The sequence below is a fragment of the Serratia sp. BIGb0163 genome, assembly GCF_024809935.1.
Taxonomy (GTDB): Bacteria; Pseudomonadota; Gammaproteobacteria; order Enterobacterales; family Enterobacteriaceae; genus Serratia; species Serratia quinivorans.
This window is the reverse complement of record NZ_JANUDZ010000007.1, coordinates 251,462-278,116: the sequence shown is the minus strand read 5'-3', so window position 1 is coordinate 278,116 and position 26,655 is coordinate 251,462. Positions and strand designations below refer to the sequence as shown.

At 50.9% G+C, this 26,655-nt stretch carries 44 protein-coding genes; 6 read left to right on the top strand and 38 right to left on the bottom strand.

The features are described from left to right. Positions 1-438: 438 nt before the first annotated feature. Entirely contained in the window at positions 439-981 is a 543-nt protein-coding gene (locus tag M2406_RS21670; protein ID WP_012147199.1) for a gamma carbonic anhydrase family protein, read from the top strand. Between the two features lie 37 nt (positions 982-1,018). Here M2406_RS21670 and aroE read toward each other — a convergent pair whose 3' ends face one another. Genes aroE through dprA form a run of 5 tightly spaced genes read right to left on the bottom strand, consistent with a single transcriptional unit; the run spans position 1,019 to position 4,563 of the window. Continuing rightward, on the bottom strand, positions 1,019-1,837 hold the full coding sequence (aroE, locus tag M2406_RS21665; protein ID WP_012147200.1) for a shikimate dehydrogenase: 819 nt from the start codon (positions 1,835-1,837) through the stop codon (positions 1,019-1,021). An 11-nt stretch (positions 1,838-1,848) separates the two neighbouring features. Continuing rightward, positions 1,849-2,418 (bottom strand): L-threonylcarbamoyladenylate synthase type 1 TsaC, encoded by a 570-nt coding sequence (gene tsaC, locus M2406_RS21660; protein WP_259191338.1) that lies wholly within the window; start codon positions 2,416-2,418, stop codon positions 1,849-1,851. Between the two features lie 7 nt (positions 2,419-2,425). Then, entirely contained in the window at positions 2,426-2,971 is a 546-nt protein-coding gene (locus M2406_RS21655) for a type I DNA topoisomerase (protein ID WP_012147202.1), read from the bottom strand. 25 nt (positions 2,972-2,996) lie between these two features. Next, positions 2,997-3,470 (bottom strand): DUF494 family protein Smg, encoded by a 474-nt coding sequence (smg, locus tag M2406_RS21650; RefSeq protein ID WP_012147203.1) that lies wholly within the window; start codon positions 3,468-3,470, stop codon positions 2,997-2,999. Then, positions 3,442-4,563 carry a DNA-protecting protein DprA gene (dprA, locus tag M2406_RS21645; RefSeq protein ID WP_259191337.1) on the bottom strand — a complete coding sequence of 374 codons (1,122 nt, stop codon included), beginning with the start codon at positions 4,561-4,563 and terminating at the stop codon, positions 3,442-3,444. Before dprA ends, smg begins: the two co-directional genes overlap by 29 nt. Positions 4,564-4,696: 133 nt before the next feature. Between dprA and def the strand changes: the two genes are divergently transcribed. The 5 genes from def (at position 4,697) to mscL (ending at position 9,542) form a co-directional block, all read left to right on the top strand. Further along, positions 4,697-5,206, top strand: coding sequence for a peptide deformylase (def, locus tag M2406_RS21640; RefSeq protein ID WP_012147205.1), 510 nt, complete (start codon positions 4,697-4,699; stop codon positions 5,204-5,206). Positions 5,207-5,223: 17 nt separating this feature from the next. Then, positions 5,224-6,168 (top strand): methionyl-tRNA formyltransferase, encoded by a 945-nt coding sequence (gene fmt / locus M2406_RS21635; protein ID WP_012147206.1) that lies wholly within the window; start codon positions 5,224-5,226, stop codon positions 6,166-6,168. Positions 6,169-6,241: 73 nt separating this feature from the next. Further along, entirely contained in the window at positions 6,242-7,531 is a 1,290-nt protein-coding gene (rsmB, locus tag M2406_RS21630; protein ID WP_112363681.1) for a 16S rRNA (cytosine(967)-C(5))-methyltransferase RsmB, read from the top strand. Between the two features lie 77 nt (positions 7,532-7,608). Further along, a complete protein-coding gene (gene trkA, locus M2406_RS21625) occupies positions 7,609-8,985 on the top strand; it encodes a Trk system potassium transporter TrkA (protein ID WP_012147208.1) in 1,377 nt (458 codons plus the stop codon). Positions 8,986-9,125: 140 nt separating this feature from the next. Further along, the gene (mscL, locus tag M2406_RS21620; protein ID WP_012147209.1) at positions 9,126-9,542 is read left to right on the top strand and encodes a large-conductance mechanosensitive channel protein MscL; all 417 of its coding nucleotides are present in this window, start codon (positions 9,126-9,128) and stop codon (positions 9,540-9,542) included. 57 nt (positions 9,543-9,599) lie between these two features. Here mscL and M2406_RS21615 read toward each other — a convergent pair whose 3' ends face one another. The 33 genes from M2406_RS21615 to tuf form a co-directional block, all read right to left on the bottom strand. Then, positions 9,600-9,806 (bottom strand): alternative ribosome-rescue factor A, encoded by a 207-nt coding sequence (locus M2406_RS21615; RefSeq protein ID WP_012147210.1) that lies wholly within the window; start codon positions 9,804-9,806, stop codon positions 9,600-9,602. Between the two features lie 84 nt (positions 9,807-9,890). Beyond that, positions 9,891-10,322, bottom strand: a complete 432-nt coding sequence (gene zntR / locus M2406_RS21610; protein WP_012147211.1) for a Zn(2+)-responsive transcriptional regulator — start codon at positions 10,320-10,322, stop codon at positions 9,891-9,893. Between the two features lie 195 nt (positions 10,323-10,517). Next, a complete protein-coding gene (gene rplQ / locus M2406_RS21605) occupies positions 10,518-10,907 on the bottom strand; it encodes a 50S ribosomal protein L17 (RefSeq protein ID WP_004929726.1) in 390 nt (129 codons plus the stop codon). A 40-nt stretch (positions 10,908-10,947) separates the two neighbouring features. Continuing rightward, positions 10,948-11,937 (bottom strand): DNA-directed RNA polymerase subunit alpha, encoded by a 990-nt coding sequence (locus M2406_RS21600; protein ID WP_002919219.1) that lies wholly within the window; start codon positions 11,935-11,937, stop codon positions 10,948-10,950. Positions 11,938-11,962: 25 nt separating this feature from the next. Beyond that, positions 11,963-12,583 carry a 30S ribosomal protein S4 gene (gene rpsD / locus M2406_RS21595; protein WP_012147212.1) on the bottom strand — a complete coding sequence of 207 codons (621 nt, stop codon included), beginning with the start codon at positions 12,581-12,583 and terminating at the stop codon, positions 11,963-11,965. Positions 12,584-12,614: 31 nt separating this feature from the next. Then, complete coding sequence (rpsK, locus tag M2406_RS21590; RefSeq protein WP_004951128.1) at positions 12,615-13,004, bottom strand: 30S ribosomal protein S11; 390 nt, start codon at positions 13,002-13,004, stop codon at positions 12,615-12,617. 16 nt (positions 13,005-13,020) lie between these two features. Continuing rightward, positions 13,021-13,377: a 30S ribosomal protein S13 gene (gene rpsM, locus M2406_RS21585; protein ID WP_012147213.1), complete on the bottom strand. Its 357-nt coding sequence runs from the start codon at positions 13,375-13,377 to the stop codon at positions 13,021-13,023. A gap of 146 nt (positions 13,378-13,523) precedes the next feature. After that, positions 13,524-13,640, bottom strand: a complete 117-nt coding sequence (rpmJ, locus tag M2406_RS21580; protein ID WP_002227352.1) for a 50S ribosomal protein L36 — start codon at positions 13,638-13,640, stop codon at positions 13,524-13,526. A 32-nt stretch (positions 13,641-13,672) separates the two neighbouring features. Next, the gene (secY, locus tag M2406_RS21575; protein WP_004929740.1) at positions 13,673-15,004 is read right to left on the bottom strand and encodes a preprotein translocase subunit SecY; all 1,332 of its coding nucleotides are present in this window, start codon (positions 15,002-15,004) and stop codon (positions 13,673-13,675) included. A gap of 7 nt (positions 15,005-15,011) precedes the next feature. Further along, entirely contained in the window at positions 15,012-15,446 is a 435-nt protein-coding gene (rplO, locus tag M2406_RS21570; RefSeq protein WP_012147214.1) for a 50S ribosomal protein L15, read from the bottom strand. 3 nt (positions 15,447-15,449) lie between these two features. Then, positions 15,450-15,629, bottom strand: a complete 180-nt coding sequence (rpmD, locus tag M2406_RS21565; RefSeq protein ID WP_012147215.1) for a 50S ribosomal protein L30 — start codon at positions 15,627-15,629, stop codon at positions 15,450-15,452. A 2-nt stretch (positions 15,630-15,631) separates the two neighbouring features. Beyond that, a complete protein-coding gene (rpsE, locus tag M2406_RS21560) occupies positions 15,632-16,135 on the bottom strand; it encodes a 30S ribosomal protein S5 (protein ID WP_004951140.1) in 504 nt (167 codons plus the stop codon). Positions 16,136-16,149: 14 nt separating this feature from the next. After that, complete coding sequence (rplR, locus tag M2406_RS21555; protein WP_012147216.1) at positions 16,150-16,503, bottom strand: 50S ribosomal protein L18; 354 nt, start codon at positions 16,501-16,503, stop codon at positions 16,150-16,152. A 9-nt stretch (positions 16,504-16,512) separates the two neighbouring features. Then, positions 16,513-17,046: a 50S ribosomal protein L6 gene (gene rplF / locus M2406_RS21550; RefSeq protein ID WP_012147217.1), complete on the bottom strand. Its 534-nt coding sequence runs from the start codon at positions 17,044-17,046 to the stop codon at positions 16,513-16,515. Positions 17,047-17,060: 14 nt separating this feature from the next. Beyond that, positions 17,061-17,453 (bottom strand): 30S ribosomal protein S8, encoded by a 393-nt coding sequence (rpsH, locus tag M2406_RS21545; protein ID WP_004951149.1) that lies wholly within the window; start codon positions 17,451-17,453, stop codon positions 17,061-17,063. A gap of 30 nt (positions 17,454-17,483) precedes the next feature. After that, positions 17,484-17,789, bottom strand: a complete 306-nt coding sequence (gene rpsN / locus M2406_RS21540) for a 30S ribosomal protein S14 (RefSeq protein ID WP_012147218.1) — start codon at positions 17,787-17,789, stop codon at positions 17,484-17,486. A gap of 13 nt (positions 17,790-17,802) precedes the next feature. Further along, positions 17,803-18,342, bottom strand: coding sequence for a 50S ribosomal protein L5 (gene rplE, locus M2406_RS21535; protein ID WP_004951155.1), 540 nt, complete (start codon positions 18,340-18,342; stop codon positions 17,803-17,805). Between the two features lie 14 nt (positions 18,343-18,356). Beyond that, on the bottom strand, positions 18,357-18,671 hold the full coding sequence (rplX, locus tag M2406_RS21530) for a 50S ribosomal protein L24 (RefSeq protein WP_004951158.1): 315 nt from the start codon (positions 18,669-18,671) through the stop codon (positions 18,357-18,359). Positions 18,672-18,681: 10 nt separating this feature from the next. Further along, positions 18,682-19,053 carry a 50S ribosomal protein L14 gene (rplN, locus tag M2406_RS21525; RefSeq protein ID WP_004951161.1) on the bottom strand — a complete coding sequence of 124 codons (372 nt, stop codon included), beginning with the start codon at positions 19,051-19,053 and terminating at the stop codon, positions 18,682-18,684. Between the two features lie 165 nt (positions 19,054-19,218). Further along, positions 19,219-19,473, bottom strand: a complete 255-nt coding sequence (rpsQ, locus tag M2406_RS21520; protein ID WP_012147219.1) for a 30S ribosomal protein S17 — start codon at positions 19,471-19,473, stop codon at positions 19,219-19,221. After that, positions 19,474-19,665 (bottom strand): 50S ribosomal protein L29, encoded by a 192-nt coding sequence (rpmC, locus tag M2406_RS21515; RefSeq protein ID WP_004951169.1) that lies wholly within the window; start codon positions 19,663-19,665, stop codon positions 19,474-19,476. Further along, complete coding sequence (rplP, locus tag M2406_RS21510; protein ID WP_004951171.1) at positions 19,665-20,075, bottom strand: 50S ribosomal protein L16; 411 nt, start codon at positions 20,073-20,075, stop codon at positions 19,665-19,667. Before rplP ends, rpmC begins: the two co-directional genes overlap by 1 nt. A gap of 12 nt (positions 20,076-20,087) precedes the next feature. Beyond that, a complete protein-coding gene (rpsC, locus tag M2406_RS21505; RefSeq protein WP_012147220.1) occupies positions 20,088-20,786 on the bottom strand; it encodes a 30S ribosomal protein S3 in 699 nt (232 codons plus the stop codon). A 17-nt stretch (positions 20,787-20,803) separates the two neighbouring features. After that, positions 20,804-21,136: a 50S ribosomal protein L22 gene (rplV, locus tag M2406_RS21500; RefSeq protein ID WP_004391423.1), complete on the bottom strand. Its 333-nt coding sequence runs from the start codon at positions 21,134-21,136 to the stop codon at positions 20,804-20,806. A gap of 14 nt (positions 21,137-21,150) precedes the next feature. After that, entirely contained in the window at positions 21,151-21,429 is a 279-nt protein-coding gene (gene rpsS / locus M2406_RS21495; protein WP_004929772.1) for a 30S ribosomal protein S19, read from the bottom strand. Between the two features lie 14 nt (positions 21,430-21,443). Then, positions 21,444-22,268: a 50S ribosomal protein L2 gene (gene rplB, locus M2406_RS21490; protein WP_012147221.1), complete on the bottom strand. Its 825-nt coding sequence runs from the start codon at positions 22,266-22,268 to the stop codon at positions 21,444-21,446. A gap of 18 nt (positions 22,269-22,286) precedes the next feature. Further along, the gene (rplW, locus tag M2406_RS21485; protein WP_012147222.1) at positions 22,287-22,589 is read right to left on the bottom strand and encodes a 50S ribosomal protein L23; all 303 of its coding nucleotides are present in this window, start codon (positions 22,587-22,589) and stop codon (positions 22,287-22,289) included. Next, a complete protein-coding gene (rplD, locus tag M2406_RS21480) occupies positions 22,586-23,191 on the bottom strand; it encodes a 50S ribosomal protein L4 (protein ID WP_012147223.1) in 606 nt (201 codons plus the stop codon). Before rplD ends, rplW begins: the two co-directional genes overlap by 4 nt. A gap of 10 nt (positions 23,192-23,201) precedes the next feature. Next, positions 23,202-23,831 carry a 50S ribosomal protein L3 gene (gene rplC / locus M2406_RS21475; protein ID WP_012147224.1) on the bottom strand — a complete coding sequence of 210 codons (630 nt, stop codon included), beginning with the start codon at positions 23,829-23,831 and terminating at the stop codon, positions 23,202-23,204. A 32-nt stretch (positions 23,832-23,863) separates the two neighbouring features. Then, the gene (gene rpsJ / locus M2406_RS21470; protein ID WP_001181005.1) at positions 23,864-24,175 is read right to left on the bottom strand and encodes a 30S ribosomal protein S10; all 312 of its coding nucleotides are present in this window, start codon (positions 24,173-24,175) and stop codon (positions 23,864-23,866) included. 407 nt (positions 24,176-24,582) lie between these two features. Further along, positions 24,583-25,047 (bottom strand): bacterioferritin, encoded by a 465-nt coding sequence (bfr, locus tag M2406_RS21465; RefSeq protein ID WP_017894250.1) that lies wholly within the window; start codon positions 25,045-25,047, stop codon positions 24,583-24,585. Positions 25,048-25,121: 74 nt separating this feature from the next. Continuing rightward, on the bottom strand, positions 25,122-25,316 hold the full coding sequence (gene bfd / locus M2406_RS21460) for a bacterioferritin-associated ferredoxin (RefSeq protein WP_017894251.1): 195 nt from the start codon (positions 25,314-25,316) through the stop codon (positions 25,122-25,124). A gap of 133 nt (positions 25,317-25,449) precedes the next feature. Continuing rightward, positions 25,450-26,634 (bottom strand): elongation factor Tu, encoded by a 1,185-nt coding sequence (gene tuf, locus M2406_RS21455; protein WP_012147227.1) that lies wholly within the window; start codon positions 26,632-26,634, stop codon positions 25,450-25,452. Positions 26,635-26,655 lie beyond the last annotated feature (21 nt).

Below are 26,655 nucleotides of genomic sequence, written 5' to 3'. Positions count from 1 at the left end.
CACTCTTCAAGACTTGATATTTTTTCGAACCCGAAGGTTCTGGATATCGTCTTGTGGAGTGCCCACACAGATTGTCTGATAAATTGTTAAAGAGCAGTGAGTTAGCCGCCGTAGCTTGCTATCTCGAGGTGGCGTATATTACGCTTTCCTCTTTCAGAGTCAACCCCTAATTTTCAGGATTTTTTCTCTTTCTTCCCGGCCGCTATGTGAAGTGAATCACTTGCGCCGTGTCGATGGAGGCGCATTATAGGGAACCGAGTTTTTTGCACAACCCCTTTTTTGATCTTTTCTTACTGTTTGCACACTTTTCGGCCCTTTCGGGTGGATCTTGCGCGATCAGGGCCGTTTTCCGCAGGATCCATCACTTCAGTTGGTTGTAATTCCACCGCCAACGTCTAGTATTGCCGGTAAATATGATCCCGATGCGAGGCTATTACCATGTCTGATGCAGTACGTTCTTATCTTCATTACTCTCCTAAACTGGGCCTGCGCGTCATGATCGACCCTTCCAGTGTAGTGATCGGTAACGTTGAGCTGGCCGATGACGTCAGTATCTGGCCGTTGGTTGCTATCCGCGGAGATGTGAACGCAGTAAAAATCGGTGCACGCAGCAATATTCAGGATGGCAGCGTGTTACACGTAACCCATAAGTCTGAATATAACCCTGAGGGTTACCCATTATTGATCGGTGAAGACGTTACTGTTGGGCACAAGGCCATGTTGCATGGCTGCGCGATTGGCAATCGGGTGCTGGTAGGTATGGGATCGATCCTGTTGGATGGTGCAGTAATAGAAGATGATGTGATGATTGGTGCCGGCAGCCTGGTTGCACCGGGTAAACGCCTGGAGAGTGGTTATCTCTATATGGGCAGCCCGGCACGCCAGGTTCGCCCATTGACCGCTGCGGAACGGGAAGGGTTGCTTTACTCTTCTACTAACTATGTACGTTGGAAAGACGAATATTTGTCAGAGGATATCTGACAGGCGCCCGTTCCCGCTCAGGGGAACGGGCTCAGAGTTACACTGCCAGTTCGTGACGCAGCTGGCGTAATACCGGTTCGATCTCCGGCATCACACCATGCCACAGCAGGAACGCATGCGCGGCCTGCCCCACCAGCATCCCTAAACCGTCGGCATATTCTGTGGCACCCTGTTGCTGCGCCCAGGCCAGAAACGGAGTTAATCCCTGCTGATAAAACATGTCATAACAACGCGTATGGCCATTGACCGTACCAACCGGTAGCGCCGGGATGTCACCGCTGATACCGGATGCCGTAGCGTTAATCACTAAATCAAACCGCTGTTGATCAAGTTGATCCAGGGGTAACGCGGATATTTCACCCAGATGCTGGAACACCTGCGCCAATGTCTGCGCACGGCTAAAAGTACGGTTGGTGATCACCACTTCACAACCAAAAGACAGTAGCGGCAAGATAGCGCCACGTGCCGCGCCACCAGCCCCCACCAACAGGATACGATCCTTGGGTTGGATCAACCCCTGACGTTCAAGATCGGTCAGCAGGCCGATCCCGTCAGTGTTGTCACCCAGTAACCCACCGTCTGGCAGTATCTTCAAGGTATTTACCGCACCGGCCAGCGAGGCTCGTTGACTCAGTTCGGTCGCCGCTTCATAAGCATTTTCTTTAAAAGGGACCGTGACGTTCGCTCCCTTGCCACCCGCCTGAATGAACGTCTGCAAAGTGGTTTCGAAACCATCCAGTGGCGCCAGCACAGTGCCATAGGGATGTTCTATCCCTGTTTGCGCGGCAAATAGCGCATGAATACGCGGTGACTTGCTGTGGCCGATAGGGTTACCGAATACTGCAAACTTCTCCATGCACGTTGCCTCTAGCCTTGACGGATCTGCTCACCGGTCAGGACATCTCTGATTTCGGAAGGATTAAGACGGCCACCGACGCTACCGGCCAGCACCGGGAAAGCGGCACCAAACTGCTGCTGCACTTCATCGGCACTACGGCAAGGCTCTTGCCCGCTGAGATTGGCGCTGGTCGATACCAGCGGTTTGCCAAACTGCCGACAAAGTTGCTGTACCAACGGATGATCGCTAACACGTACCGCCAACGAATTGAAACGGCCGGTCAGCAAACGCGAGGTTTCCGACCGGGCAGGGATCACCCAGGTCACCGGCCCCGGCCAGCTGGCAAACATCGTAGCGCGTTGCTGTTTGTTCAACGCGGTGTCATCTATATAAGGTGTTAACTGTGCGTAATCCGCTGCAATCAGGATCAATCCTTTTTCCCATGGGCGCTGTTTCAGTGCCAATAAGGCATTAACCGCCTGCTCGCTGTCGGGATCGCAACCCAGGCCAAACACCGCCTCGGTCGGATAGGCAATGACCTGTTGATTATGCAGTGCGTCAATAATTGGCGTGAAGATGGCTGTGGATTCTGAGCTCATGATGTCATTATTCTGTGGTTACTACGGGTTTCCCGCAAAGTTTACTGGCACAGCAAAGGGTTGGACCTTTCGCCGTGCGCTTTTCCATCAGCAACGGATAGTGGCAGTACTCACACTCACCGGCAACGGGTTTGAAATTGAGAACAAACTGGCATTCCGGGTAGCGATCGCATGAGTGGAACACTTTGCCATAGCGCGATTTCCGCTGCAGCAATTTGCCCTGTTCGCACTGCGGACAGCTGATACTGGTTTCGTCAGGTTTATCGATAACCTCGGTGTGGTCGCACTCCGGGTAGTTACTGCAAGCGATAAACATGCCGTAACGTCCCTGGCGCAAGGCCAGCGTCGCCTGGCATTTTGGACATTCCTGTCCATCCAGCATTTTGACGATATGGCCATCGGCCTGCGCTTTCAGCGGCCGGATATGTTGGCATTCAGGGTAACGGGTACAGCCGAGGAAGGGGCCGTGGCGACCACTGCGGATCACCAGCTCGGCCCCGCATTCCGGACAGGGTTCATTTTGCCTGGCGGCAAAAATCGCGGCTTTTGTCATAACTTCTTCTATGCATGTTATCGGCTCAGTGCAGATAACCTTCGTTTACTTCAAACAACAGTTCTTCCATTTGCTGATAGGCACTTTCATATCCGGGAATATTAAACAGCACCATCAGCACCACCCATTTCAGATCTTCGAGATCGAATTCCGTGTTATCCAAAGCCATAACACGATCGATAACCATTTCACGGGTTTCGAGGTTCAATACCTGAATCTGCTCCAGGAACAGGAGGAAACCACGGCAACTGGCATCCAAACGCACGCCTTCTTCTTCGGTGTAAATCCGCATTGCCAGCGGATCGGCATCCATAAAATACGGCGCATTTTCGCCTTCCTGCAGGTCGGCGAGTTTTTCAAGCCAATTCAACGCGTTGTAGATATCATCCCGATGAAACCCCGCCTGAGCGAGATCATCAGTCAGTTGATCCTGATCGACGCGCATCTCTGGTTCATTGTGGATATAAGTTTCAAACAAGTACATCAGTACGTCGAACATGGCCTGCCCTCCTTATTCGGACATAGCCGCCGGGTACAGCTGCGATCCACCCTGCTAACTCCAGATCGAGTAATTTGATTACCACCTCTGGCACAGGTTGGCCGGCACGTTCAGCGACGACGTCAACAGGTGTCACCTCATCTCCTACGTTAGCCAACACATCGGCAAATGGCAATTCAACTTCGGCCTCTGACGCACAAATAGTTGTATTTTCGTTCAGTGACAGCCAATGCAGCCCACTTCCCAGTTGTTCAGCGATCTCTTTCGGGCCAGTTACCAGATAGGCTCCCTGTTGGATCAACCAATGCGTGCCCTCGCTCATCGGGTTGCCCAGCGCCCCAGGTAAAGCGAACACTTCACGCCCCTGCTCCAGCGCATAACGCGCGGTAATCAGCGTTCCACTGCGCAAAGAGGCTTCAATCACCACCACACCCAGACTCAACCCACTAATGATACGGTTACGACGAGGAAAATGATCCGGCATCGGCAGATCGGTGACCAGATATTCAGAGATCAACGCCCCACCGTTCTCGACAATTCGTTCTGCCAGACGGCGATGTCGGCGCGGATAGATGTTATCCAAGCCGCTGCCTAATACGGCGACCGTTCCTCCTTCCGCCGCCAGCGCCGCGCGGTGGCAAATACTGTCAATGCCAAGCGCCAGCCCACTGGTGATGGTAAACCCGCAGTGCACTAATCCGGTGGCAAAGTAATTAGCCCAGTGTTCACCGTAATGACTAAACTGACGGCTACCTACCATGGCGATTTGCGGCTGCTGCGCAGCAGCCGGATTCCCCTTTACCAGCAGCAACAGCGGAGCATCATCGATAGGGAGCAATAGTTCTGGGTAACCAACCTCACCGTAGACCCACATCAAGTTGCCGGGCTGTTCCAACCAGGCAAGCGTAGCCGCCAGATAGCGCGGATCGGCCTGACGAAACTGGGCCTGCTGTCGGTCATTCAACCCCAATTCCCGTAACAGGAGATAAGGCTCTCCTCCCGTCGCCACCATCTGCCGTATTATCTGGCTGGCCTGCGCCGCCCCCAGCCCGGTGACCCCACGCATCCGTAAGCCGATTTCCTGTGCCTGCATCGCCTGTTCCCTCGCAGAAAATGGTGGTATTACCAATTCGAGCAATTGGTGCGCAATGCTGTCAATCAGGCTGGGAAATGTCTAGAATAGAAGCTAAACCTCGTTTATCACTCGGATACAGATCTCAAGATATATGTCAGTATTGCAGGTATTACATTACCCAGATGACCGGCTGCGCAAAGTCGCGGCCCCGGTAAAAGAAGTCAATGCGAATATCCAGCGCATCGTGGATGATATGTTTGAAACCATGTACGCAGAGGAAGGCATTGGCCTGGCTGCGACACAGGTGGATATCCATCAGCGCATTATCGTCATTGACGTTTCTGAGAACCGCGATCAGCGCCTGGTGCTGATCAACCCGGAACTGCTGGAAAAAAGCGGTGAAACCGGGATTGAGGAAGGCTGCCTTTCCATTCCTGAACAACGAGCTTTAGTCCCGCGTGCCGCTGCTGTGAAAATCAGAGCGCTGGACCGTGACGGCAAACCTTTTGAGCTGGAAGCCGACGACCTGTTGGCCATCTGTATCCAGCACGAGATGGACCACCTGGTAGGCAAGCTGTTCGTCGATTACCTGTCGCCACTCAAGCGCCAGCGTATCCGTCAGAAACTGGAAAAAATGGCCAAGCTTAACGCCCGCGCCTAACCGATCAGGAAATCAACGTGTCTGACTCTTTACGGATTATTTTCGCCGGAACTCCAGACTTCGCAGCGCGTCATCTTGACGCGCTGTTGTCATCTGGGCACCAGATTGTCGGGGTTTTCACTCAACCCGACCGCCCTGCGGGTCGCGGCAATAAGCTGACGCCCAGCCCAGTCAAGGTTCTGGCCGAGCAGCACCATTTACCGGTGTTTCAGCCCAAATCACTGCGCCCGGAAGAGAATCAGCACCTGGTTGCCGATCTCAACGCCGATGTCATGGTGGTCGTGGCTTATGGTCTGATTCTGCCCAAAGCGGTGTTGGATATGCCGCGACTCGGTTGCATTAACGTCCATGGTTCACTGCTGCCTCGCTGGCGTGGAGCCGCACCGATCCAACGTTCACTGTGGGCCGGCGATCATGAAACCGGCGTTACCATCATGCAGATGGACGTGGGTTTGGACACCGGCGATATGATGCACAAGATTGCCTGCCCGATCGAAGCCGATGACACCAGCGCCAGCCTGTACGATAAACTGGCGCAGCTCGGCCCGCAGGGCATGCTGACCACGTTGCAGCAGATGGCTGCAGGTACGGCGAAACGTGAAGTGCAGGATGAATCGCTGGTCACCTATGCCGAAAAGCTGAGCAAAGAAGAAGCCCGCCTGGACTGGAACCTGCCCGCCGTGCAGCTTGAACGCTGCGTTCGTGCCTTCAACCCGTGGCCAGTCAGTTACTTCACCATTGACGATCAACCGGTGAAAGTGTGGCAGGCAACGGTGCTGGCACAAAATGCGGATGCAGAACCTGGCACCATCATCCATGCCGACAAGCACGGTATTCAGGTGGCGACCGCCGAAGGCATTCTTAACCTGACTCAACTGCAGCCGGCAGGCAAAAAACCCATGTCTGCTCAGGATTTGCTGAACTCACGTCGTGAATGGTTTACGCCGGGCAACCGGTTATAAACCGCCCCCACTGCCCGGCCAATAATCGCCGGGCTGTTTCTTTCTTAATGCCGATCGTTATCAGCTTTAGCCTATGAAAAACAATTACAATCTCCGCAGCATCGCAGCCATTGCCATCGGTCAGGTGTTGGATCAGGGCCAGTCACTCAGTACTGTCCTGCCGTCACTGCAAAAAACCATTTCTGACAAGGATCGTGCTCTGCTGCAGGAACTGTGCTTTGGCACCCTGCGCGTCCTGCCACAGTTGGAATGGTGTATTCAACAATTAATGGCCAAGCCAATGACCGGCAAGCAGCGCACGCTGCACTATTTGTTGATGGTCGGCTTATACCAACTGCTGTATACCCGTATCCCCGCTCATGCGGTGCTGGCGGAAACCGTAGAAGGCGCAGTAGCGCTGAAACGCCCGCAGCTTAAGGGCCTGATCAACGGCGTATTGCGCCAGTTCCAACGCCAGCAGGAAGAATTACTGCAACGTGCTGCCAATAATGACAGCAGCTATCTGCACCCGAGCTGGCTGTTGAAACGTATCCAGCAGGCCTATCCCGCACAGTGGGAGCAGATCATCGATGCCAATAATCAGAAGCCGCCAATGTGGCTGCGCGTCAACCGTTTGCATCATACTCGCGAAGACTACTTGCAGTTGATGGAACAGGCGGGCATTGCCGCGGAACCTCATGCCGAATATCGCGATGCGGTACGTTTGCTGGCACCCTGCGCCGTTACCGACCTGCCAGGCTTTGCCGACGGCTGGGTCACCGTGCAGGATGCCTCCGCGCAGGGCTGTGTCGATCTGCTGGATCCGCAAGACGGGGAACAGATCCTCGATTTGTGTGCGGCTCCCGGTGGAAAAACTACCCATATTTTAGAGGCGGCACCCAAAGCCCATGTGATGGCCGTCGATATCGATGAACAGCGCCTGAAGCGGGTCAAAGAAAACCTGCAACGTCTGCGTTTACACGCCGAAGTAAAGCAAGGCGATGGCCGCACTCCGCAACAATGGTGCGGCGACAAGCAATTCGATCGCATTTTGCTGGATGCTCCTTGCTCTGCCACCGGTGTGATCCGCCGTCACCCAGATATTAAATGGTTGCGACGCGACAGTGATATCGCTGAACTGGCCGCACTGCAGGCCGAGATTATTGAGGCCATCTGGCCGCATCTCAAAAGCGGAGGAGTGATGGTGTATGCCACCTGCTCCATCTTGCCGGCAGAAAATGCTGAGCAGGTTAGCGCCTTCCTCCAGCGTCATGCCGATGCCCGTCTGGTTGAGACCGGCAACCAGCAGCAGCCTGGCCGACAGAATCTTCCGCATCCAGAGGATGGGGATGGCTTCTTTTACGCTAAGCTGATTAAAATGTAGCTGTTCAGTACTCTGGGCGCGGCTGTTGCGCCCTTTCAGATAATCTTCAGCGGTTTCAGTGTGAAGCAGAGAAGCGAATGAAAATAATTATTCTTGGCGCGGGTCAGGTTGGCGGGACACTGGCAGAAAACCTGGTGGGTGAAAATAACGATATTACCGTCGTGGATACCGATTCCGGCCGCCTGCGTCAGTTACAGGATAAGTTCGACCTGCGGGTCGTTCAGGGCTACGGCTCTCATCCACGTGTACTCCGGGAAGCGGGGGCGGAAGATGCCGATATGCTGGTTGCCGTCACTAATTCGGACGAAACCAACATGATTGCCTGTCAGATTGCCTACTCACTGTTTAATACACCTAACCGAATCGCCCGTATCCGTGCGCCAGAATATATCCGCGAGTCAGAGAAGCTGTTTCACCCTGAAGCGGTACCCATCGACCACCTGATCTCACCAGAACAGCTGGTTATCGACTACATCTATAAATTGATTGAGTATCCGGGTGCGCTGCAGGTGGTCAACTTTGCAGAGGGCAAGGTCAGCATTGCCGCGGTAAAAGCCTACTACGGTGGGCCGTTGGTGGGTAATGCCTTGTCTTCAATGCGCGAGCATATGCCGCATATTGATACTCGCGTCGCCGCTATCTTCCGTCAGGATCGACCGATTCGTCCGCAGGGCTCCACCATTATCGAGGCTGGCGATGAAGTGTTCTTTGTAGCTGCATCACAGCATATCCGTGCGGTAATGAGTGAGTTGCAACGACTGGAAAAGCCCTATAAACGCATCATGATTGTTGGCGGTGGCAACGTCGGCGCAGGCCTGGCGCAAAGGTTGGAGAAATCTTACAACGTGAAGCTGATTGAACGTAATCAGCAACGTGCCGCAGAGCTGGCCGAACAACTGCATGACACCATCGTATTTTATGGTGATGCTTCTGACCAGGAGCTGCTGGCAGAAGAACATGTTGATCAGGTGGATGTTTTTATCGCCATCACCAACGATGACGAAGCAAATATCATGTCCGCCATGCTCGCCAAACGTATGGGGGCCAAAAAGGTAATGGTGCTGATTCAGCGTCGTGCCTATGTTGACCTGGTACAAGGCAGCGTCATCGACATTGCAATTTCTCCACAACAAGCCACCATTTCAGCGCTGTTGGGCCACGTGCGGAAAGCAGATATCGTCAGCGTTTCCTCACTCCGTCGCGGCGTCGCGGAAGCCATCGAAGCCATTGCGCACGGCGACGAAAGTACTTCAAAAGTGGTCGGCCGCACCGTTGAAAATATTAAATTGCCGCCAGGTACTACTATTGGCGCCATTGTGCGCGGTGATGACGTTATTATTGCCAACGGTAACAGCAAAATCGAACAGGGCGATCACGTCATTATGTTTATAACCGATAAAAAGTTCGTTCCTGACGTTGAGCGGCTGTTCCAGCCAAGTCCTTTCTTCCTGTAGAACAAATGTAGTAATGAATGGTCTATAATTGCGAGGTTGTTCTCTGCCATAGAAAGAGATAAAACTTTTCGCTCCTTTTGTGGCAAAGGGAAATTGCTTTGTTAAACTTGAGTTATTAAATTCTGCAAGGGGTGCGTTCTATGAGTATGATGAAAGAGTTCCGCGAATTTGCCATGCGTGGCAACGTGGTTGATTTGGCAGTGGGTGTAATTATTGGTGCGGCGTTTGGTAAGATCGTATCGTCTTTCGTTGCAGATATCATCATGCCACCGCTAGGCTTGCTGATCGGTGGTGTTGATTTCAAACAATTCCACCTGGTATTGCGCGAAGCTCAAGGCGCGGTTCCTGCAGTAGTGATGAACTACGGTTCATTCATCCAAACCATTTTCGATTTCGTGATTGTTGCCTTCGCTATTTTCCTGGCAATTAAATTAATGAATAAAGTACGCCGTAAACAGGAAGAAGCGCCAGCAGCGCCGCCTGCGCCAACTGCAGAAGAAAAATTGCTGACTGAAATTCGCGATTTACTGAGCCAACAGCAACAGCCAAAACTATAAAATAGTTTATCTGGGATTACTAAAAAGCCATCTTATTCAGATGGCTTTTTTAATGCCTTAAAACCAGAAGGCCAGTGGTAAATTATCCTTTGATAGTTTACCACTGGCCTCCCAGTTACCGCCTTTTGCGTGTTTGTCTTTACGCCGGTAGCTGCCTTTCCCTTTGGTATTTTTCTCAATCCTTTGGCGGAATAACGGATCGTGCAACAGTGCCTCAATGGCATTGTCCTGTATCTGGCCTTTGGTATGACGGTATTTAGTCATGGTAATTCTCCTTGTTTATGTATGGATATAAATCACGGCGATAATACTGCTGCCCGTGTAAAAATTAAAGAGCCGCCAGCCCTTTCAGGCATCTTTTTTTGCCTTTTCATCACTGGCACCCTGTTCTAGCGCTTCCAAAATCGAGCAATAATTGCTGGTATGCGCGCTACCGCAGCAAGCATCGCTGAGGCGCTTTAGCGACTCACGCATCCGAGTCAGCTCTTTAAGCTTATTCTCTACTTCACTGAGCCGCGCATCGACGATCGACTTCGACTCCCGACAGGTATGATGTACAGGGTCAACCCGGATAGATAATAGTTCAGCAATGGTTTCCAATGTAAAACCGAGTTGTTTGGCATAACGGATAAAACGTAGCCGCTGCAAGTCTTGCTGGCTATACAACCGATAACCGCCCTCGGTACGGATGTTATGATCCATCATTCCCTGCTTCTCGTAGTAACGCACGGTGTCAGGGGTCACGTCAGCAAGCTTTGCCAGTTGGCCAATTTTAAGCATCACTCTTTCTCCGGTGAAAATTTTCCACTCAGTGCACGTTGATATTCACCATGCAAGAAATCGGTACTCATGTTAATAGCGTTAGCATAGCGGATAGAGACGGGGATCTTAAGTCTAGCGGGGAAAGAACGCACGTTTGGCTGACGATAGACGTAAAAAAACCGGGCAAGCCCGGTTTTTTCACGCGTCCACAGATTACTCTGCAGTTGCTACTTCTGCTTGAGACTCAGCACGATCAACCAGCTCGATGTATGCCATCGGCGCATTGTCGCCTGCGCGGAAGCCACACTTCAGAATGCGAGTGTAACCACCGGCACGGCTCGCGAAACGCGGGCCCAGCTCGTTAAACAGTTTTGCCACGATCTCGTTATCACGAGTACGGGCGAATGCCAGACGACGATTAGCTACGCTGTCGGTCTTGGCAAGAGTAATCAGCGGCTCAACAACGCGACGCAGCTCTTTTGCTTTTGGCAAGGTCGTCTTGATGATCTCATGACGAACCAAAGAGCCGGCCATGTTACGGAACATAGCCTGGCGATGGCTGCTGTTACGGTTCAGTTGACGACCACTCTTACGATGGCGCATGACCTTATCCTTCTCAGTAAAACCTTAACCTGTGATCCGGTTACTCGTCAGCAATGCTTGCCGGTGGCCAGTTTTCCAGGCGCATGCCCAGTGACAGTCCACGGGAGGCCAGCACGTCTTTAATCTCAGTAAGAGATTTTTTACCCAGGTTCGGCGTTTTCAGCAACTCAACCTCGGTACGCTGTACCAGATCACCGATGTAGTGGATAGCTTCTGCCTTAAGGCAGTTAGCAGAGCGGACAGTCAATTCCAGATCGTCAACAGGGCGCAGCAGAATCGGATCGAATTCTGGTTTCTCTTCTTTAACTTCTGGTTGACGAACATCACGTAAGTCAACAAAAGCTTCAAGTTGTTCAGCCAGGATGGTAGCCGCACGGCGGATCGCCTCTTCAGGATCGATCGTGCCATTGGTTTCCATTTCGATGACCAGCTTGTCCAGGTCAGTACGCTGTTCTACACGCGCTGCTTCAACATTGTAGGCAATACGCTCTACAGGGCTATAGCAGGCGTCAACCAACAGACGACCGATCGGGCGCTCATCTTCTTCCGAATGAATTCGGGCAGAAGCCGGCACATAACCACGACCACGTTGAACTTTGATACGCATGCTGATAGCAGCGTTTTCATCGGTCAGGTGGCAGATCACGTGCTGAGGCTTGACGATTTCGACATCACCATCATGGGTAATGTCGGCAGCGGTCACAGGGCCAATGCCAGATTTATTCAGGGTAAGGATAACTTCATCTTTCCCTTGAACTCTCACCGCCAGCCCTTTCAGGTTGAGCAGGATCTCCAGGATATCTTCCTGTACGCCTTCTTTGGTGCTGTACTCATGCAGTACACCATCAATCTCAACCTCGGTCACCGCGCAACCCGGCATAGACGAAAGCAGAATACGGCGCAGTGCATTGCCGAGAGTATGGCCAAAGCCACGCTCTAACGGCTCAAGGGTCACCTTGGCGTGCGTCGAACTGACTTGCTCGATATCTACCAGGCGCGGTTTTAGAAACTCTGTCACAGAACCCTGCATTGTGTCCTCTCTTTGGTACTAAGCCTTACTTGGAGTAAAGCTCGACGATCAGGTGTTCGTTAATGTCCGCAGACAGATCGGTACGTTCAGGCATACGCTTGAACACGCCTTCCATCTTAGCAGCATCAACTTCAAGCCAGGTCGGCTTTTCACGCTGCTCAGCCAGCTCCAGAGAAGCTTTAACACGAGATTGCTTTTTAGCCTTCTCGCGGATGCTGACTACGTCATTCGGAGATACCTGATAAGAAGCGATGTTAACAACGCGACCATTTACCATAATTGCTTTGTGGCTAACCAACTGACGTGACTCTGAACGAGTAGCGCCGAAGCCCATACGGTAAACAACGTTGTCCAAACGACCTTCCAGCAGTTGCAACAGGTTTGCACCGGTGTTGCCCTTCAGGCGTGCTGCTTCTTTGTAATAGTTACGGAATTGACGCTCCAGAACACCGTACATACGGCGAACTTTTTGCTTCTCACGTAACTGTACACCATAGTCAGACAGACGCGGTTTACGCGCACCGTGTTGACCAGGCGGTTGCTCAATTTTACACTTGGTATCGATCGCGCGAACGCCAGACTTCAGGAACAAGTCTGTGCCCTCACGGCGGCTAAGCTTGAGCTTAGGACCCAAATATCTTGCCATTTTCTTTCTCCAACAAACCTAAAAGCTTACGTTATACGCGGCGCTTTTTCGGCGGACGACAACCGTTGTGAGGGATAGGAGTCACATCAGTAATATTAGTGATGCGGAAACCAGCGGCGTTCAGAGCACGAATAGTTGATTCGCGGCCTGGACCCGGTCCCTTAACCATAACTTCCAGATTCTTGATACCGTATTCTTTTACTGCGTCAGCACAACGTTCGGCTGCAACCTGAGCTGCAAACGGAGTTGACTTACGAGAACCACGGAAACCAGAACCACCGGCAGTTGCCCAACCCAATGCATTACCCTGACGATCGGTAATAGTCACAATGGTGTTGTTGAAAGACGCATGGACATGAGCCACGCCGTCAGAGACTTGTTTTCTTACACGCTTACGTGTACGAACAGGTGCCTTTGCCATTATTCAATCACCCTGATTATTTCTTGATTGGTTTACGCGGACCCTTACGGGTACGTGCGTTGGTCTTAGTACGCTGACCGCGAACTGGCAGACCACGACGATGACGCAAACCACGGTAAGTACCAAGATCCATCAGACGCTTGATGCTCAGGGTAACTTCACGACGCAAATCACCTTCTACAGTGAATTTGGCGACTGCTTCACGCAGCTGTTCAATTTGCTCTTCAGACAGCTCACTGATCTTAACATGTTCAGCAATACCCGTAGACGCACAGATAGACTGTGAGCGGGTTTTACCGATTCCGAAGATCGACGTTAAGGCGATTACGGTATGTTTATGATCAGGAATGTTAATGCCTGCTATACGGGCCACTATGCACTCCTACTATTTTATACGGCAACACCATTCTGAAAAGCCCGTTTTCAGGATACTCAAATAATGTTGCAGCTACATACAAAAGATTGGCTGGCTAATCTAGCCAGCTCAACCCAACTTTGCAAGAAAAATATGCGAGATAATCAGCCTTGACGCTGTTTATGCTTCGGCTCGGCGCTGCAAATCACACGAACGACACCGTTACGCTTAACGATTTTGCAGTTACGACATAATTTCTTGACGGAAGCACGAACTTTCATTTTTACTCTCCGTAACTTCTCAAACGAACCTGTTAGCGGTTATAGCCTTTCAGGTTTGCTTTCTTCAATGCAGACTCGTACTGACTTGACATCATCAGAGTTTGCACTTGAGCCATAAAGTCCATGATGACGACAACCACGATCAGTAGCGAGGTACCACCAAAGTAGAATGGTACTTTCATTGCATCACGCATGAACTCCGGGATCAGGCAGATGAAAGTAATGTACATCGCGCCCACCAGGGTTAAACGCGTCATTACTTTATCGATATACTTCGCCGTTTGCTCTCCCGGACGAATTCCTGGTACGAAGGCACCGGACTTCTTCAGGTTATCTGCTGTCTCACGCGGGTTGAAAACCAACGCCGTGTAAAAGAAACAGAAGAAGATGATTGCAGACGCATAGAGTAACACATAAAGCGGTTGCCCTGGCTGCAAATACAGCGAAATCGTTGTCAGCCAGTTCCAACCGGTACCGCCCCCAAACCATGATGCAATCGTGGCCGGGAACAGAATAATGCTGGAAGCGAAGATTGCCGGGATAACCCCTGCCATGTTCACTTTCAACGGTAAGTGTGTGCTCTGTGCTGCATAAACACGACGACCTTGTTGACGTTTCGCATAGTTAACGACGATACGACGTTGACCACGTTCGATGAAAACAACGAAGAAGGTTACTGCAAACACCAATACTGCAACCAACAGCAACAGGAGGAAGTGCAGGTCGCCTTGCCGGGCTTGTTCGATAGTATGGGCCACAGCCGGCGGGAGTCCCGCTACAATGCCTGCAAAGATAATGATCGAGATACCGTTACCGATACCACGTTCAGTAATCTGTTCACCCAGCCACATCAGGAACATTGTCCCGGTAACCAAGCTCACTACTGCAGTAAAGTAGAACGCAAAGCCTGGATTTAACACCAGACCTTGCATACCAGGCATATTCGGCAAACCGGTAGCAATACCGATCGACTGGAATATAGCCAACACCAGCGTACCGTAACGGGTGTACTGACTAATCTTGCGACGGCCAGCCTCCCCTTCTTTCTTGATTTCTGCTAACGCTGGATGAACCACCGTTAACAGCTGGATAATGATCGACGCCGAAATATACGGCATGATCCCCAGGGCAAAGATAGAAGCACGGCTGAGGGCACCACCAGAGAACATGTTAAACATTTCAATGATAGTGCCTCTCTGCTGCTCGAGCAATTTGGCAAGCACAGTGGCATCGATACCAGGAATCGGAATAAAAGAGCCGATACGGAAGACAATCAGCGCGCCGATTACAAACAAAAGTCTGCGCTTCAGCTCGCCGAGCCCGCCTTTAGCACTTTGAAAATCTAATCCTGGTTGCTTAGCCATCTGCTACTTATTCCTCAATTTTACCGCCAGCAGCTTCGATAGCAGCACGAGCGCCTTTGGTGACACGCAGACCACGCAGGGTAACCGGACGAGCGATTTCGCCAGAAAGCATAACTTTCGCGAATTCGATCTGGACACCAACAACGTTAGCGGCTTTCAGCGTGTTCAGGTCGATTACGTCGCCTTCAACAAGAGCCAGTTCAGACAGACGAACTTCTGCCGTGATCATAGCTTTGCGAGAGGTGAAGCCGAATTTCGGCAAACGACGATATAAAGGCATCTGACCACCTTCAAAACCACGACGTACGCCACCGCCAGAACGTGAGTTCTGACCTTTGTGACCACGACCAGCGGTTTTACCCAGGCCAGAACCAATACCACGACCTACACGCTTAGGCGCATGCTTGGCACCTTCAGCCGGAGACAGAGTATTTAAACGCATCTGTTACTCCTCAACCTTAACCATGTAGGAAACCAAGTTGACCATACCACGTACAGCAGGAGTATCCTCACGCTCTACAGTATGACCAATACGACGCAGACCTAAACCGAGCAAGGTTGCCTTGTGCTTTGGCAAACGGCCGATGCTGCTTTTTGTTTGAGTTACTTTAATAGTCTTTGCCATGGTTATTTCCCTAGAATTTCTTCGACGGACTTACCACGCTTGGCAGCGACCATTTCTGGGGATTTCATATCTTCCAAAGCAGCAATAGTTGCACGAACCACGTTGATCGGGTTAGTAGAACCATATGCTTTAGCTAATACGTTATGAACCCCTGCAACTTCCAGGACGGCGCGCATTGCACCACCGGCGATGATACCGGTACCTTCGGAAGCTGGTTGCATGAACACGCGAGAACCCGTGTGAGCACCTTTAACAGGGTGCTGCAGAGTACCGCTATTCAAAGCAACATTAATCATAGCGCGACGGGCTTTTTCCATCGCTTTCTGGATCGCTGCCGGAACTTCGCGTGCTTTGCCGTAGCCAAAACCAACGCGACCGTTACCATCACCAACTACTGTCAGTGCGGTAAAGCTGAAAATACGGCCACCTTTTACGGTTTTAGATACGCGGTTTACCGCGATCAGCTTTTCCTGCAGTTCGCCAGCTTGTTTTTCGATGTGAGCCATCTTAAACCTCTTCCTTAGAACTGAAGGCCAGCTTCACGGGCAGCATCTGCCAGTGCCTGGACTCGACCATGATATTGGAAACCGGAACGGTCAAAGGATACTTTAGAGATCCCTTTTTCCAACGCGCGCTCAGCCAGAGCTTTACCTACGGCTGCTGCTGCGTCTTTGTTACCGGAATACTTCAATTGCTCTGTGACAGCTTTTTCTAAAGTAGAAGCAGCTACCAGTACTTCAGAACCATTTGGAGCAATTACCTGTGCGTAAATGTGACGCGGGGTACGATGTACCACCAGGCGGGTTGCACCCAGTTCTTTGATCTTACGGCGTGCGCGGGTCGCACGACGGATACGAGCAGATTTCTTATCCATAGTGTTACCTTACTTCTTCTTAGCCTCTTTGGTACGCACGACTTCGTCGGCGTAACGGACACCCTTGCCTTTGTAAGGCTCAGGACGGCGGTAGGCACGCAGATCTGCAGCAACCTGGCCAATAACCTGCTTATCAGCGCCTTTCAGCACGATTTCAGTTTGGCTTGGGCATTCAGCAGTAATACCTGCTGGCAGCTGGTGATCGACCGGGTGAGAGAAGCCTAAGGCTAAATTCACCACGTTGCCTTTAACAGCAGCACGATAACCAACACCTACCAGTTGAAGCTTCTTGGTGAAGCCTTCGGTAACACCAACAACCATTGCGTTCAGCAGAGCGCGCGTAGTACCCGCTTGGGCCCATGCGTTAGCAAAACCTTCGCGCGGGGCGAAAGTCAGTGCGTTAGCTTCTTGCTTCACTTCAACGGCGTTGTGGACAGTACGAGTCAGCTCGCCGTTCTTACCCTTAATCGAAATAACCTGACCGTTGAGTTTTACCTCTACGCCGGCAGGAATGACGACGGGTGCTTTTGCAACACGAGACATTCTTTCCTCCCGAATTAAGCTACGTAGCAGATAATCTCGCCACCAAGACCTGCTTGGCGAGCTGCACGATCGGTCATAACACCTTTAGAGGTAGAAATAACAGCAATACCCAAACCAGCCATAACTTTTGGCAGTGCATCTTTTTTCTTGTAGATGCGCAGACCAGGACGGCTAATTCGTTGAATGCTTTCTACCACTGCCTTGCCCTGGAAGTACTTCAGTACCAGTTCCAGAACAGGCTTGGTGTCGCCTTCGATTTTGAAATCTTCAATAAAACCTTCTTCCTTCAGCAGGTTGGCAATTGCCACTTTCAGCTTGGAGGAAGGCATGGTGACCGCAACTTTGTTCGCGGCTTGACCGTTACGGATACGGGTCAGCATATCCGCGATCGGATCTTGCATGCTCATCTGTCTTTACTCCCGTGATTCAATTGGTAATTACCAGCTAGCCTTTTTCAAGCCTGGTACTTCACCGCGCATAGCGGCTTCACGTAACTTGATACGGCTCAACCCGAATTTGCCCACATAACCATGTGGACGGCCAGTTTGGCGGCAGCGTTTACGCTGACGAGACGGGCTGGAATCACGCGGCAGAGTTTGCAGCTTGAGAACAGCATCCCAACGATCTTCGTCGGAAGAGTTCACACCAGAAATGATAGCCTTCAGTTCCTCGCGTTTAGCGCGGTACTTTTCAGCCAGTTTCACGCGAACGACTTCGCGTGCTTTCATTGATTGCTTAGCCATCAGTAACCCTGCCTTACTTACGGAACGGGAAGTTAAAAGCAGCCAACAGCGCGCGGCCTTCATCATCAGATTTCGCAGTAGTGGTAATGGTAATATCCAAACCACGAACGCGATCGACTTTGTCGTAGTCGATTTCTGGGAAGATGATTTGCTCACGCACACCCATGCTGTAGTTACCACGGCCATCGAATGACTTAGCGGACAAGCCACGGAAGTCACGGATACGTGGAACAGCAATGGAAATCAGTCGCTCAAAGAACTCCCACATGCGTTCGCCACGCAGAGTTACTTTACAGCCGATCGGATAGCCCTGGCGGATTTTGAAGCCTGCAACAGATTTGCGTGCTTTGGTGATGAACGGCTTTTGACCGGAGATTGCTGCCAGATCCGCTGCTGCATTATCCAGCAGTTTCTTGTCAGCGATCGCTTCACCAACACCCATATTCAGGGTGATCTTCTCGACCCGAGGGACTTGCATGACAGAGTTGTAATCAAACTGAGACATCAGTTGTTTGACTACCTCGTCTTTGTAGTAATCATGCAGTTTCGCCATCGTATTACTCCAAATTACTTGATAGTTTCGCTGTTAGATTTGAAGAAACGGACTTTTTTCCCGTCTTCGAATCTAAAGCCTACACGGTCAGCCTTACCGGTAGCCGCGTTGAAGAGAGCAATGTTAGAAACTTGAATTGCAGCTTCTTTTTCAACAATGCCACCTGGTTGGTTCAGGGCCGGGACCGGCTTCTGATGTTTCTTAACCAGGTTGATACCTTCAACAATGACCTTACCAGCAGACAGGACATTTTTTACTTTACCGCGTTTACCTTTGTCTTTCCCGGTAAGCACGATAATTTCGTCATCACGACGGATTTTCGCTGCCATGTTTCGCTCCTTAGAGTACTTCTGGTGCCAGAGAGATAATTTTCATGAACTTCTCATTACGCAGTTCACGAGTTACCGGCCCAAAAATACGCGTACCGATAGGTTGCTCGCTGTTATTGTTTAAAATAACGCATGCATTACCATCGAAGCGAATGACAGAACCGTCCGGGCGACGTACACCCTTCTTGGTGCGCACCACTACCGCCTTCAGCACATCGCCTTTCTTCACCTTACCGCGAGGAATTGCTTCCTTGATGGTAATTTTGATGACATCGCCAATGCCTGCGTAGCGACGGTGCGAGCCACCTAGAACCTTGATACACATTACGCGACGTGCACCGGAGTTGTCGGCCACGGTCAGCATAGTCTGTTCTTGGATCATGTTAGTGCTCCGCTAATGTCAACTACAACTTTAGGACCTATTACTAGATCGTTGAAAAGCCCCATAACCAAGGGCGCAGCATTATAACACCGCTTCCAGAGTATGGGTAGAAAAAATAAACGGCTCATTTTCTGAGCCGTTTATAAGTTAGAGCCAGCTACTCTATTACAGAATCGCTTTCTCTACAACGCGAACCAACGTCCAGGACTTAGTCTTGGACAGTGGACGGCATTCGCGGATTTCTACCACGTCACCGATACCACATTCGTTGTTCTCGTCATGTACGTGCAGCTTGGTCGTACGCTTGATGAATTTCCCGTAGATCGGGTGCTTCACCGTGCGCTCGATAGCAACAACCATGGATTTCTCCATTTTGTCACTAATAACACGACCCTGCAGAGTACGGTTAATATCAGTCATTTACACACCCGCCTTTTCAGTCAGTAAAGTCTTAACGCGTGCGACATTACGACGCACTTGTTTCAACAGGTGAGTTTGTTGCAGCTGGCCACTTGCCGCCTGCATGCGCAAGTTAAATTGCTCACGCAGCAGGTTGAGCAGCTCAGTGTTCAGCTCTTCAACGCTTTTTTCACGCAGCTCTTGTGCTTTCATTACATCACCGTCTTAGTTACAAAGGTGGTTTTGATCGGCAATTTAGCTGCAGCCAGCTTGAATGCCTCACGGGCGACCTCTTCTGGTACACCGTCCATTTCGTACAGGACTTTCCCAGGTTGGATCAGGGCAACCCAATATTCCACGTTACCCTTACCTTTACCCATACGCACTTCGAGCGGCTTCTCGGTAATTGGTTTGTCCGGGAATACACGGATCCAAATTTTACCTTGACGCTTAACTGCACGAGTCATTGCACGACGAGCTGCTTCGATTTGACGAGCAGTCAGACGGCCACGGCCAACAGCTTTCAGACCGAAAGTGCCGAAGCTAACATCCGTACCCTGCGCCAGACCACGGTTGCGGCCTTTGTGCATCTTACGGAATTTTGTACGCTTTGGTTGTAACATCAGCGACTCTCCTTACTTGCGGCCTTTACGCTGCTGCTTTTTAGGTTGAGCAGCCGGTTCCGGTTGTTCAACTGCAGCCATACCACCCAGGATCTCACCTTTGAAGATCCATACCTTAACGCCGATTACACCATAAGTGGTGTGCGCTTCAGATGTGTTGTAATCGATATCCGCACGCAGTGTATGCAACGGAACACGACCTTCACGGTACCATTCGGTACGCGCGATTTCAGCACCGCCAAGGCGGCCGCTTACTTCAACTTTGATACCTTTAGCGCCAAGACGCATTGCGTTCTGTACAGCACGCTTCATAGCACGACGGAACATAACGCGACGTTCCAACTGTGAAGTGATGCTGTCAGCAACCAATTTAGCGTCAAGTTCCGGTTTACGGACTTCGGCGATGTTAATTTGCGCAGGAACGCCAGCGATGTTCGCTACGACCTTACGCAGTTTTTCGACATCTTCACCTTTCTTGCCGATAACGATGCCTGGACGAGCAGTGTGAATAGTCACACGGATGCTCTTCGCAGGACGCTCGATAACGATGCGAGAAACGGAAGCTTTCGCCAGTTCCTTAATCAGGAATTGGCGAACTTTAAAGTCGCTGTCCAGGTTGTCAGCGAATTCTTTGGTATTCGCATACCAAGTAGAGTTCCAAGGTTTGACAATACCCAGGCGAATACCATTAGGATGTACTTTCTGACCCATTGCTAGTCTCCAGAGTCTCAGCGATCGGACACAACCACAGTAATGTGGCTGGTGCGCTTCAGGATGCGATCTGCACGACCTTTTGCACGCGGCATAATGCGCTTCATGCTTGGGCCTTCGTCTACGAAGATTTTCGTGACTTTCAGATCATCGATGTCAGCGCCATCGTTGTGTTCTGCGTTAGCAATGGCAGACTCCAGCACTTTCTTAACCAGACCAGCAGCTTTCTTGTTGGTGTAGGCCAGAGTTTCCAGAGCTTGCGACACTTTCTTACCGCGGATCAGGTCTGCAACAAGGCGGACCTTCTGTGCAGAAGAACGAGCGTGGCGATGTTTAGCGATAGTTTCCATCTCTTCCTCCTACCTTAGCGCTTTTTAGCTTTTTTATCAGCCGCATGGCCGCGATAAGTGCGAGTCGGCGCGAATTCACCCAGTTTGTGACCGACCATTTCATCGGAAACGAACACTGGTACGTGCTGACGACCATTATGGACAGCGATGGTCAAACCGATCATGTTAGGAAAGATCGTTGAACGACGGGACCAAGTGCGCAAAGGCTTCTTGTCACCGCTTTCCACCGCTTTCTCTACCTTCTTCAGCAAGTGCAGGTCAATAAAAGGACCTTTCTTGAGAGAACGTGGCATGGCTTATCCTCTAATTATTTTTTGCTACGGCGACGTACGATGAACTTATCAGTACGCTTGTTGCTGCGGGTTTTCTTACCTTTGGTCTGAACGCCCCATGGTGTTACTGGGTGTTTACCAAAGTTTTTACCCTCACCACCACCGTGCGGGTGATCTACCGGGTTCATCGCCGTACCGCGAACGGTAGGACGAATACCACGCCAACGTGCAGCACCTGCTTTACCCAGAACGCGAAGCATATGTTCAGCGTTACCGACTTCACCCAGGGTGGCGCGGCAATCAACTGGAACTTTACGCATTTCGCCTGAGCGCAGACGCAGAGTTACGTAGGAACCATCACGTGCAACGATCTGAACGTAGGCACCAGCAGAGCGAGCGATTTGACCGCCTTTACCTGGTTTCATTTCTACGTTATGAACCGTTGAACCCACTGGGATGTTGCGCATTGGCAGGGCGTTACCTACCTTGATTGCAGCATCAACGCCAGATTGGATCTGGTCACCAGCTTTCAGACCTTTCGGCGCCAGGATATAACGGCGTTCGCCGTCTTTGTACAGAACCAGCGCGATGTTCGCGGAACGGTTCGGATCGTACTCCAGACGCTCAACCACTGCAGCCACACCGTCTTTGTTGCGTTTGAAGTCAACCAGACGATAATGTTGCTTGTGGCCACCACCGATATGACGGGTGGTGATACGGCCATTGTTGTTACGGCCACCGCTTTTGCTCAGTTTCTCAAGCAGCGGGGCATGAGGTTTACCCTTGTGCAGCTCAGGGTTAACCACTTTAACAACGTGGCGACGACCCGGAGATGTAGGTTTACATTTAACAATTGCCATTGTTCTTACTCCTCCGACTTACTCTGCGCCGCCGATGAAGTCCAGATTCTGGCCTTCTTTCAGGGTGACGTAAGCTTTTTTCCAGTCGCTACGACGACCAACACGCTGACCGTGACGCTTCACTTTCCCTTTAACTACCAGGGTGTTAACGTCTTCGACTTCGACTTCAAACAGTTTCTGCACTGCAGCTTTAATTTCTGCTTTGGTCGCGTCTTTGGCAACTTTGAGAACGATGGTGTTAGTTTTTTCCATCGCAGCGGATGCTTTTTCAGATACGTGCGGTGCACGCAGCACTTTCAGCAGACGTTCTTCACGGATCATGCCAGCATCTCCTCAACTTGCTTCACAGCATCAGCAGTCATAACCACTTTGTCGAAGGCGATCAGGCTAACCGGGTCGATACCTGCTACATCGCGCACGTCAACCTTGTACAGGTTGCGAGCAGCCAGGAACAGATTCTCATCCAGTTCGCCGGTTACGATCAGCACATCTTCCAGAGCCATATCTTTCAGTTTCTGTGCCAGCAGCTTAGTTTTAGGCGCTTCTACAGAGAACTTCTCGACAATGATCAGACGATCTTGACGTACCAGTTCGGACAGGATGCTTTTCAGCGCGCCGCGGTACATCTTTTTGTTTACTTTCTGACTGTGGTCCTGAGGCTTCGCAGCAAAGGTCACGCCACCTGAACGCCAGATCGGGCTCTTTACAGAACCTGAACGCGCACGGCCGGTACCTTTCTGGCGCCACGGTTTTTTACCGGAACCAGTTACTTCAGCACGGGTCTTCTGAGCACGAGTACCTTGACGGGCACCTGCTGCATAAGCAACAACAACCTGGTGTACCAGCGCTTCGTTAAAGTCACGACCGAAGGTAGTTTCGGAAACAGTCAGCGCGCTTTGCGCGTCTTTCAATACTAATTCCATTGCTATCCCCTTACGCCTTCACAGCTGGTTTAACGATCAGGTTGCCACCGGTTGCGCCCGGTACAGCACCCTTAACCAGCAGCAGGTTGCGCTCAGCGTCAACACGTACTACGTCCAGGCTTTGAACGGTTACACGCTCGTCACCCAGGTGGCCAGCCATTTTCTTGCCTTTGAACACTTTGCCCGGAGTCTGGTTCTGACCGATAGAACCCGGAACGCGGTGAGACAAGGAGTTACCGTGGGTAGCGTCTTGGGTACGGAAGTTCCAGCGCTTTACAGTGCCAGCAAAACCTTTACCTTTAGAAGTACCGGTAACATCGACTTTTTTAACCTCAGCGAAGATTTCTACGCTGATGTTTTGACCTGCAGTAAATTCTTCACCTTCAGCAGTGCGGAATTCCCACAGACCACGGCCAGCTTCAACGCCAGCTTTAGCGAAATGGCCCGCTTCCGGCTTGGTTACGCGGTTAGCTTTTTTGCTACCGGTAGTAACCTGCACAGCACGGTACCCGTCGTTAGCCAAGTCTTTGACCTGAGTCACGCGGTTCGCTTCAATTTCAATCACGGTTACTGGGATAGAAACGCCATCTTCAGTGAAGATACGAGTCATGCCCAATTTCTTACCGACTAAACCAATCATTGTTTCAACCTCTCAATCGCTCAATGACCTGATTAACCCAGGCTGATCTGCACGTCTACACCAGCAGCCAGATCCAGACGCATCAGAGCATCAACGGTTTTCTCGGTTGGCTCAACGATGTCAACCAGACGCTTGTGAGTGCGAATTTCGTACTGATCACGCGCGTCTTTGTTAACGTGCGGAGAGATCAGAACGGTAAAGCGCTCTTTGCGAGTTGGCAGCGGGATCGGACCACGGACTTGCGCACCAGTGCGCTTAGCAGTCTCGACGATTTCCGCGGTTGATTGATCGATAAGACGATGATCAAACGCTTTCAGGCGGATACGGATTCTTTGGTTCTGCATGAGACCAGAGCTCCAATTATTTATAAACGTAAATAATTACTCCTCACACCCATTTCGATTGATGGGGGAGTGTAATCGTCAACATATAACCCCCATATCGGGAGTATTGTTCGAAGGGCAAAACAAACTTGCCTATCGACTGATTCGCTAAAATCAGGCTTACCAAGATTAGGTAAGCCCGCGCATTATACGCAAAACAGAGCGAGAAGCAAGGCGCAGATGGAAATATGCTCAGGATATCGACATTTAATACAGTTTTAGGTCTTGGATGACGATTCGGTAAGCTGTGGGCATTGGCTTGCGAGGAAATTAGTGGGACGTTGAGGCTGCTCCCCCTACCCTGCCGGAGATAAAACATGCCGGCAGGGAAGCATTGTTGTTAAGTGGGAGAAACAGCTTTTACATTGCTAAAGTTGGGCTTGTGCGTAGTTCTGAATACCCAGGCGGTCGATCAAATCAAGTTCTGTTTCCAGCCAGTCGATATGCTCTTCCTCATCTGCCAGGATCTCTATCATCAAATCACGGCTGACGTAGTCATGGATGGAATCGGCGTAAGCTATAGCTTCACGCAGCCCCTTGGCACCGTCCAACTCCAGAGTCAGATCTGAACGCAACATTTCTTCAATATCTTCGCCAATATTCAACTTGCCGAGGTCCTGCAAGTTCGGGATACCTTCCAGAAACAAAATACGTTCGATGTAACGATCGGCATGCTTCATTTCGTCGATCGACTCGTGGTATTCCTTATCATTGAGGCGAGTTAAACCCCAGTTCTTGAACATTCGGGCATGCAGGAAATATTGATTGATGGCAACCAGCTCGTTGCCGAGCAGTTTGTTGAGGTGAGCAATGATCTTTTTATCGCCTTTCATAGGTAATTCCTCCTGGCCAGTTCTAAAAGTGTAGAAGCTGAAAGCCAAGAGTCAAAAAATAACCTTACCTTTAGTTAGGCAACTTCGTGCATATGGATAATGGTTCCGCTTTCCTCCACCATAATCTGTCTCGCCTGGCGAATGCACTTTCCACAATCGGTACCAATAGGTACAAGTTCACGCAGTTGTTTCATGGTATGCGGATTGTGCTGACGCACGGCCTTGCGGATCGCTTTGTCAGTCACGGCATTACACAGACATACATACATAGAGGGACTCACTTCTTAACCAATGCTGTAAGTCTAAATAGGAATGCTTTTTATTTCAATTAAGATTTGGAAAAATTGCATAAAAAAAGGGGCACCGAAGTGCCCTCTTTTTGTGTCGAAAAATTATTCGCGATTAAGCGATAACTTTAGCAACAACACCAGCGCCTACAGTACGGCCGCCTTCACGGATTGCGAAACGCAGACCGTCGTCCATCGCGATTGGGTGAATCAGGGTAACAACCATGTTCACGTTATCGCCAGGCATTACCATCTCAACGCCTTCTGGCAGTTCGATGGTACCGGTCACGTCAGTTGTACGGAAGTAGAACTGTGGACGGTAGCCTTTGAAGAATGGAGTATGACGACCACCTTCTTCTTTGCTCAGGATGTAAACTTCTGAGTCGAATTTGGTGTGTGGCTTGATAGAACCTGGTTTAGCCAGTACCTGACCACGTTCGATGTCTTCACGCTTGATACCACGCAGCAGAACACCAACGTTCTCACCAGCACGGCCTTCGTCCAGCAGTTTGCGGAACATTTCAACGCCAGTACAGGTAGACTTAACGGTGTCTTTGATACCAACGATTTCAACTTCTTCGCCAACTTTAACGATACCGCGCTCAACACGACCGGTAACAACAGTACCACGGCCGGAGATGGAGAATACGTCTTCGATTGGCAGCAGGAACGGCTTGTCGATAGCACGCTCTGGTTCTGGGATGTAAGAATCCAGGTAGCCAGCCAGCTCGATGATTTTAGCTTCCCACTCAGCTTCGCCTTCCAGTGCTTTCAGCGCTGAACCACGAACAACCGGCAGGTCATCACCAGGGAAGTCATAAGCAGACAGAAGTTCACGAACTTCCATTTCTACCAGTTCCAGCAGCTCTTCATCATCAACCATGTCACATTTGTTCATGAATACGATGATGAAAGGAACGCCAACCTGACGACCCAGCAGGATGTGCTCACGGGTCTGAGGCATAGGGCCGTCAGTCGCAGCAACAACCAGGATAGCGCCGTCCATCTGAGCAGCACCGGTGATCATGTTTTTAACGTAGTCGGCGTGCCCTGGGCAGTCAACGTGCGCGTAGTGACGGCTTGGGGTGTCATATTCAACGTGAGAAGTGTTGATGGTGATACCACGAGCTTTTTCTTCTGGCGCGTTATCGATCTGGTCGAAAGCACGTGCAGAACCGCCGTAGGTTTTAGCCAGAACGGTGGTGATTGCTGCAGTCAGGGTAGTTTTACCGTGGTCAACGTGGCCGATAGTACCAACGTTAACGTGCGGTTTGGAACGTTCAAATTTTTCTTTAGACACGGCTATATTCCTTACTCTTAT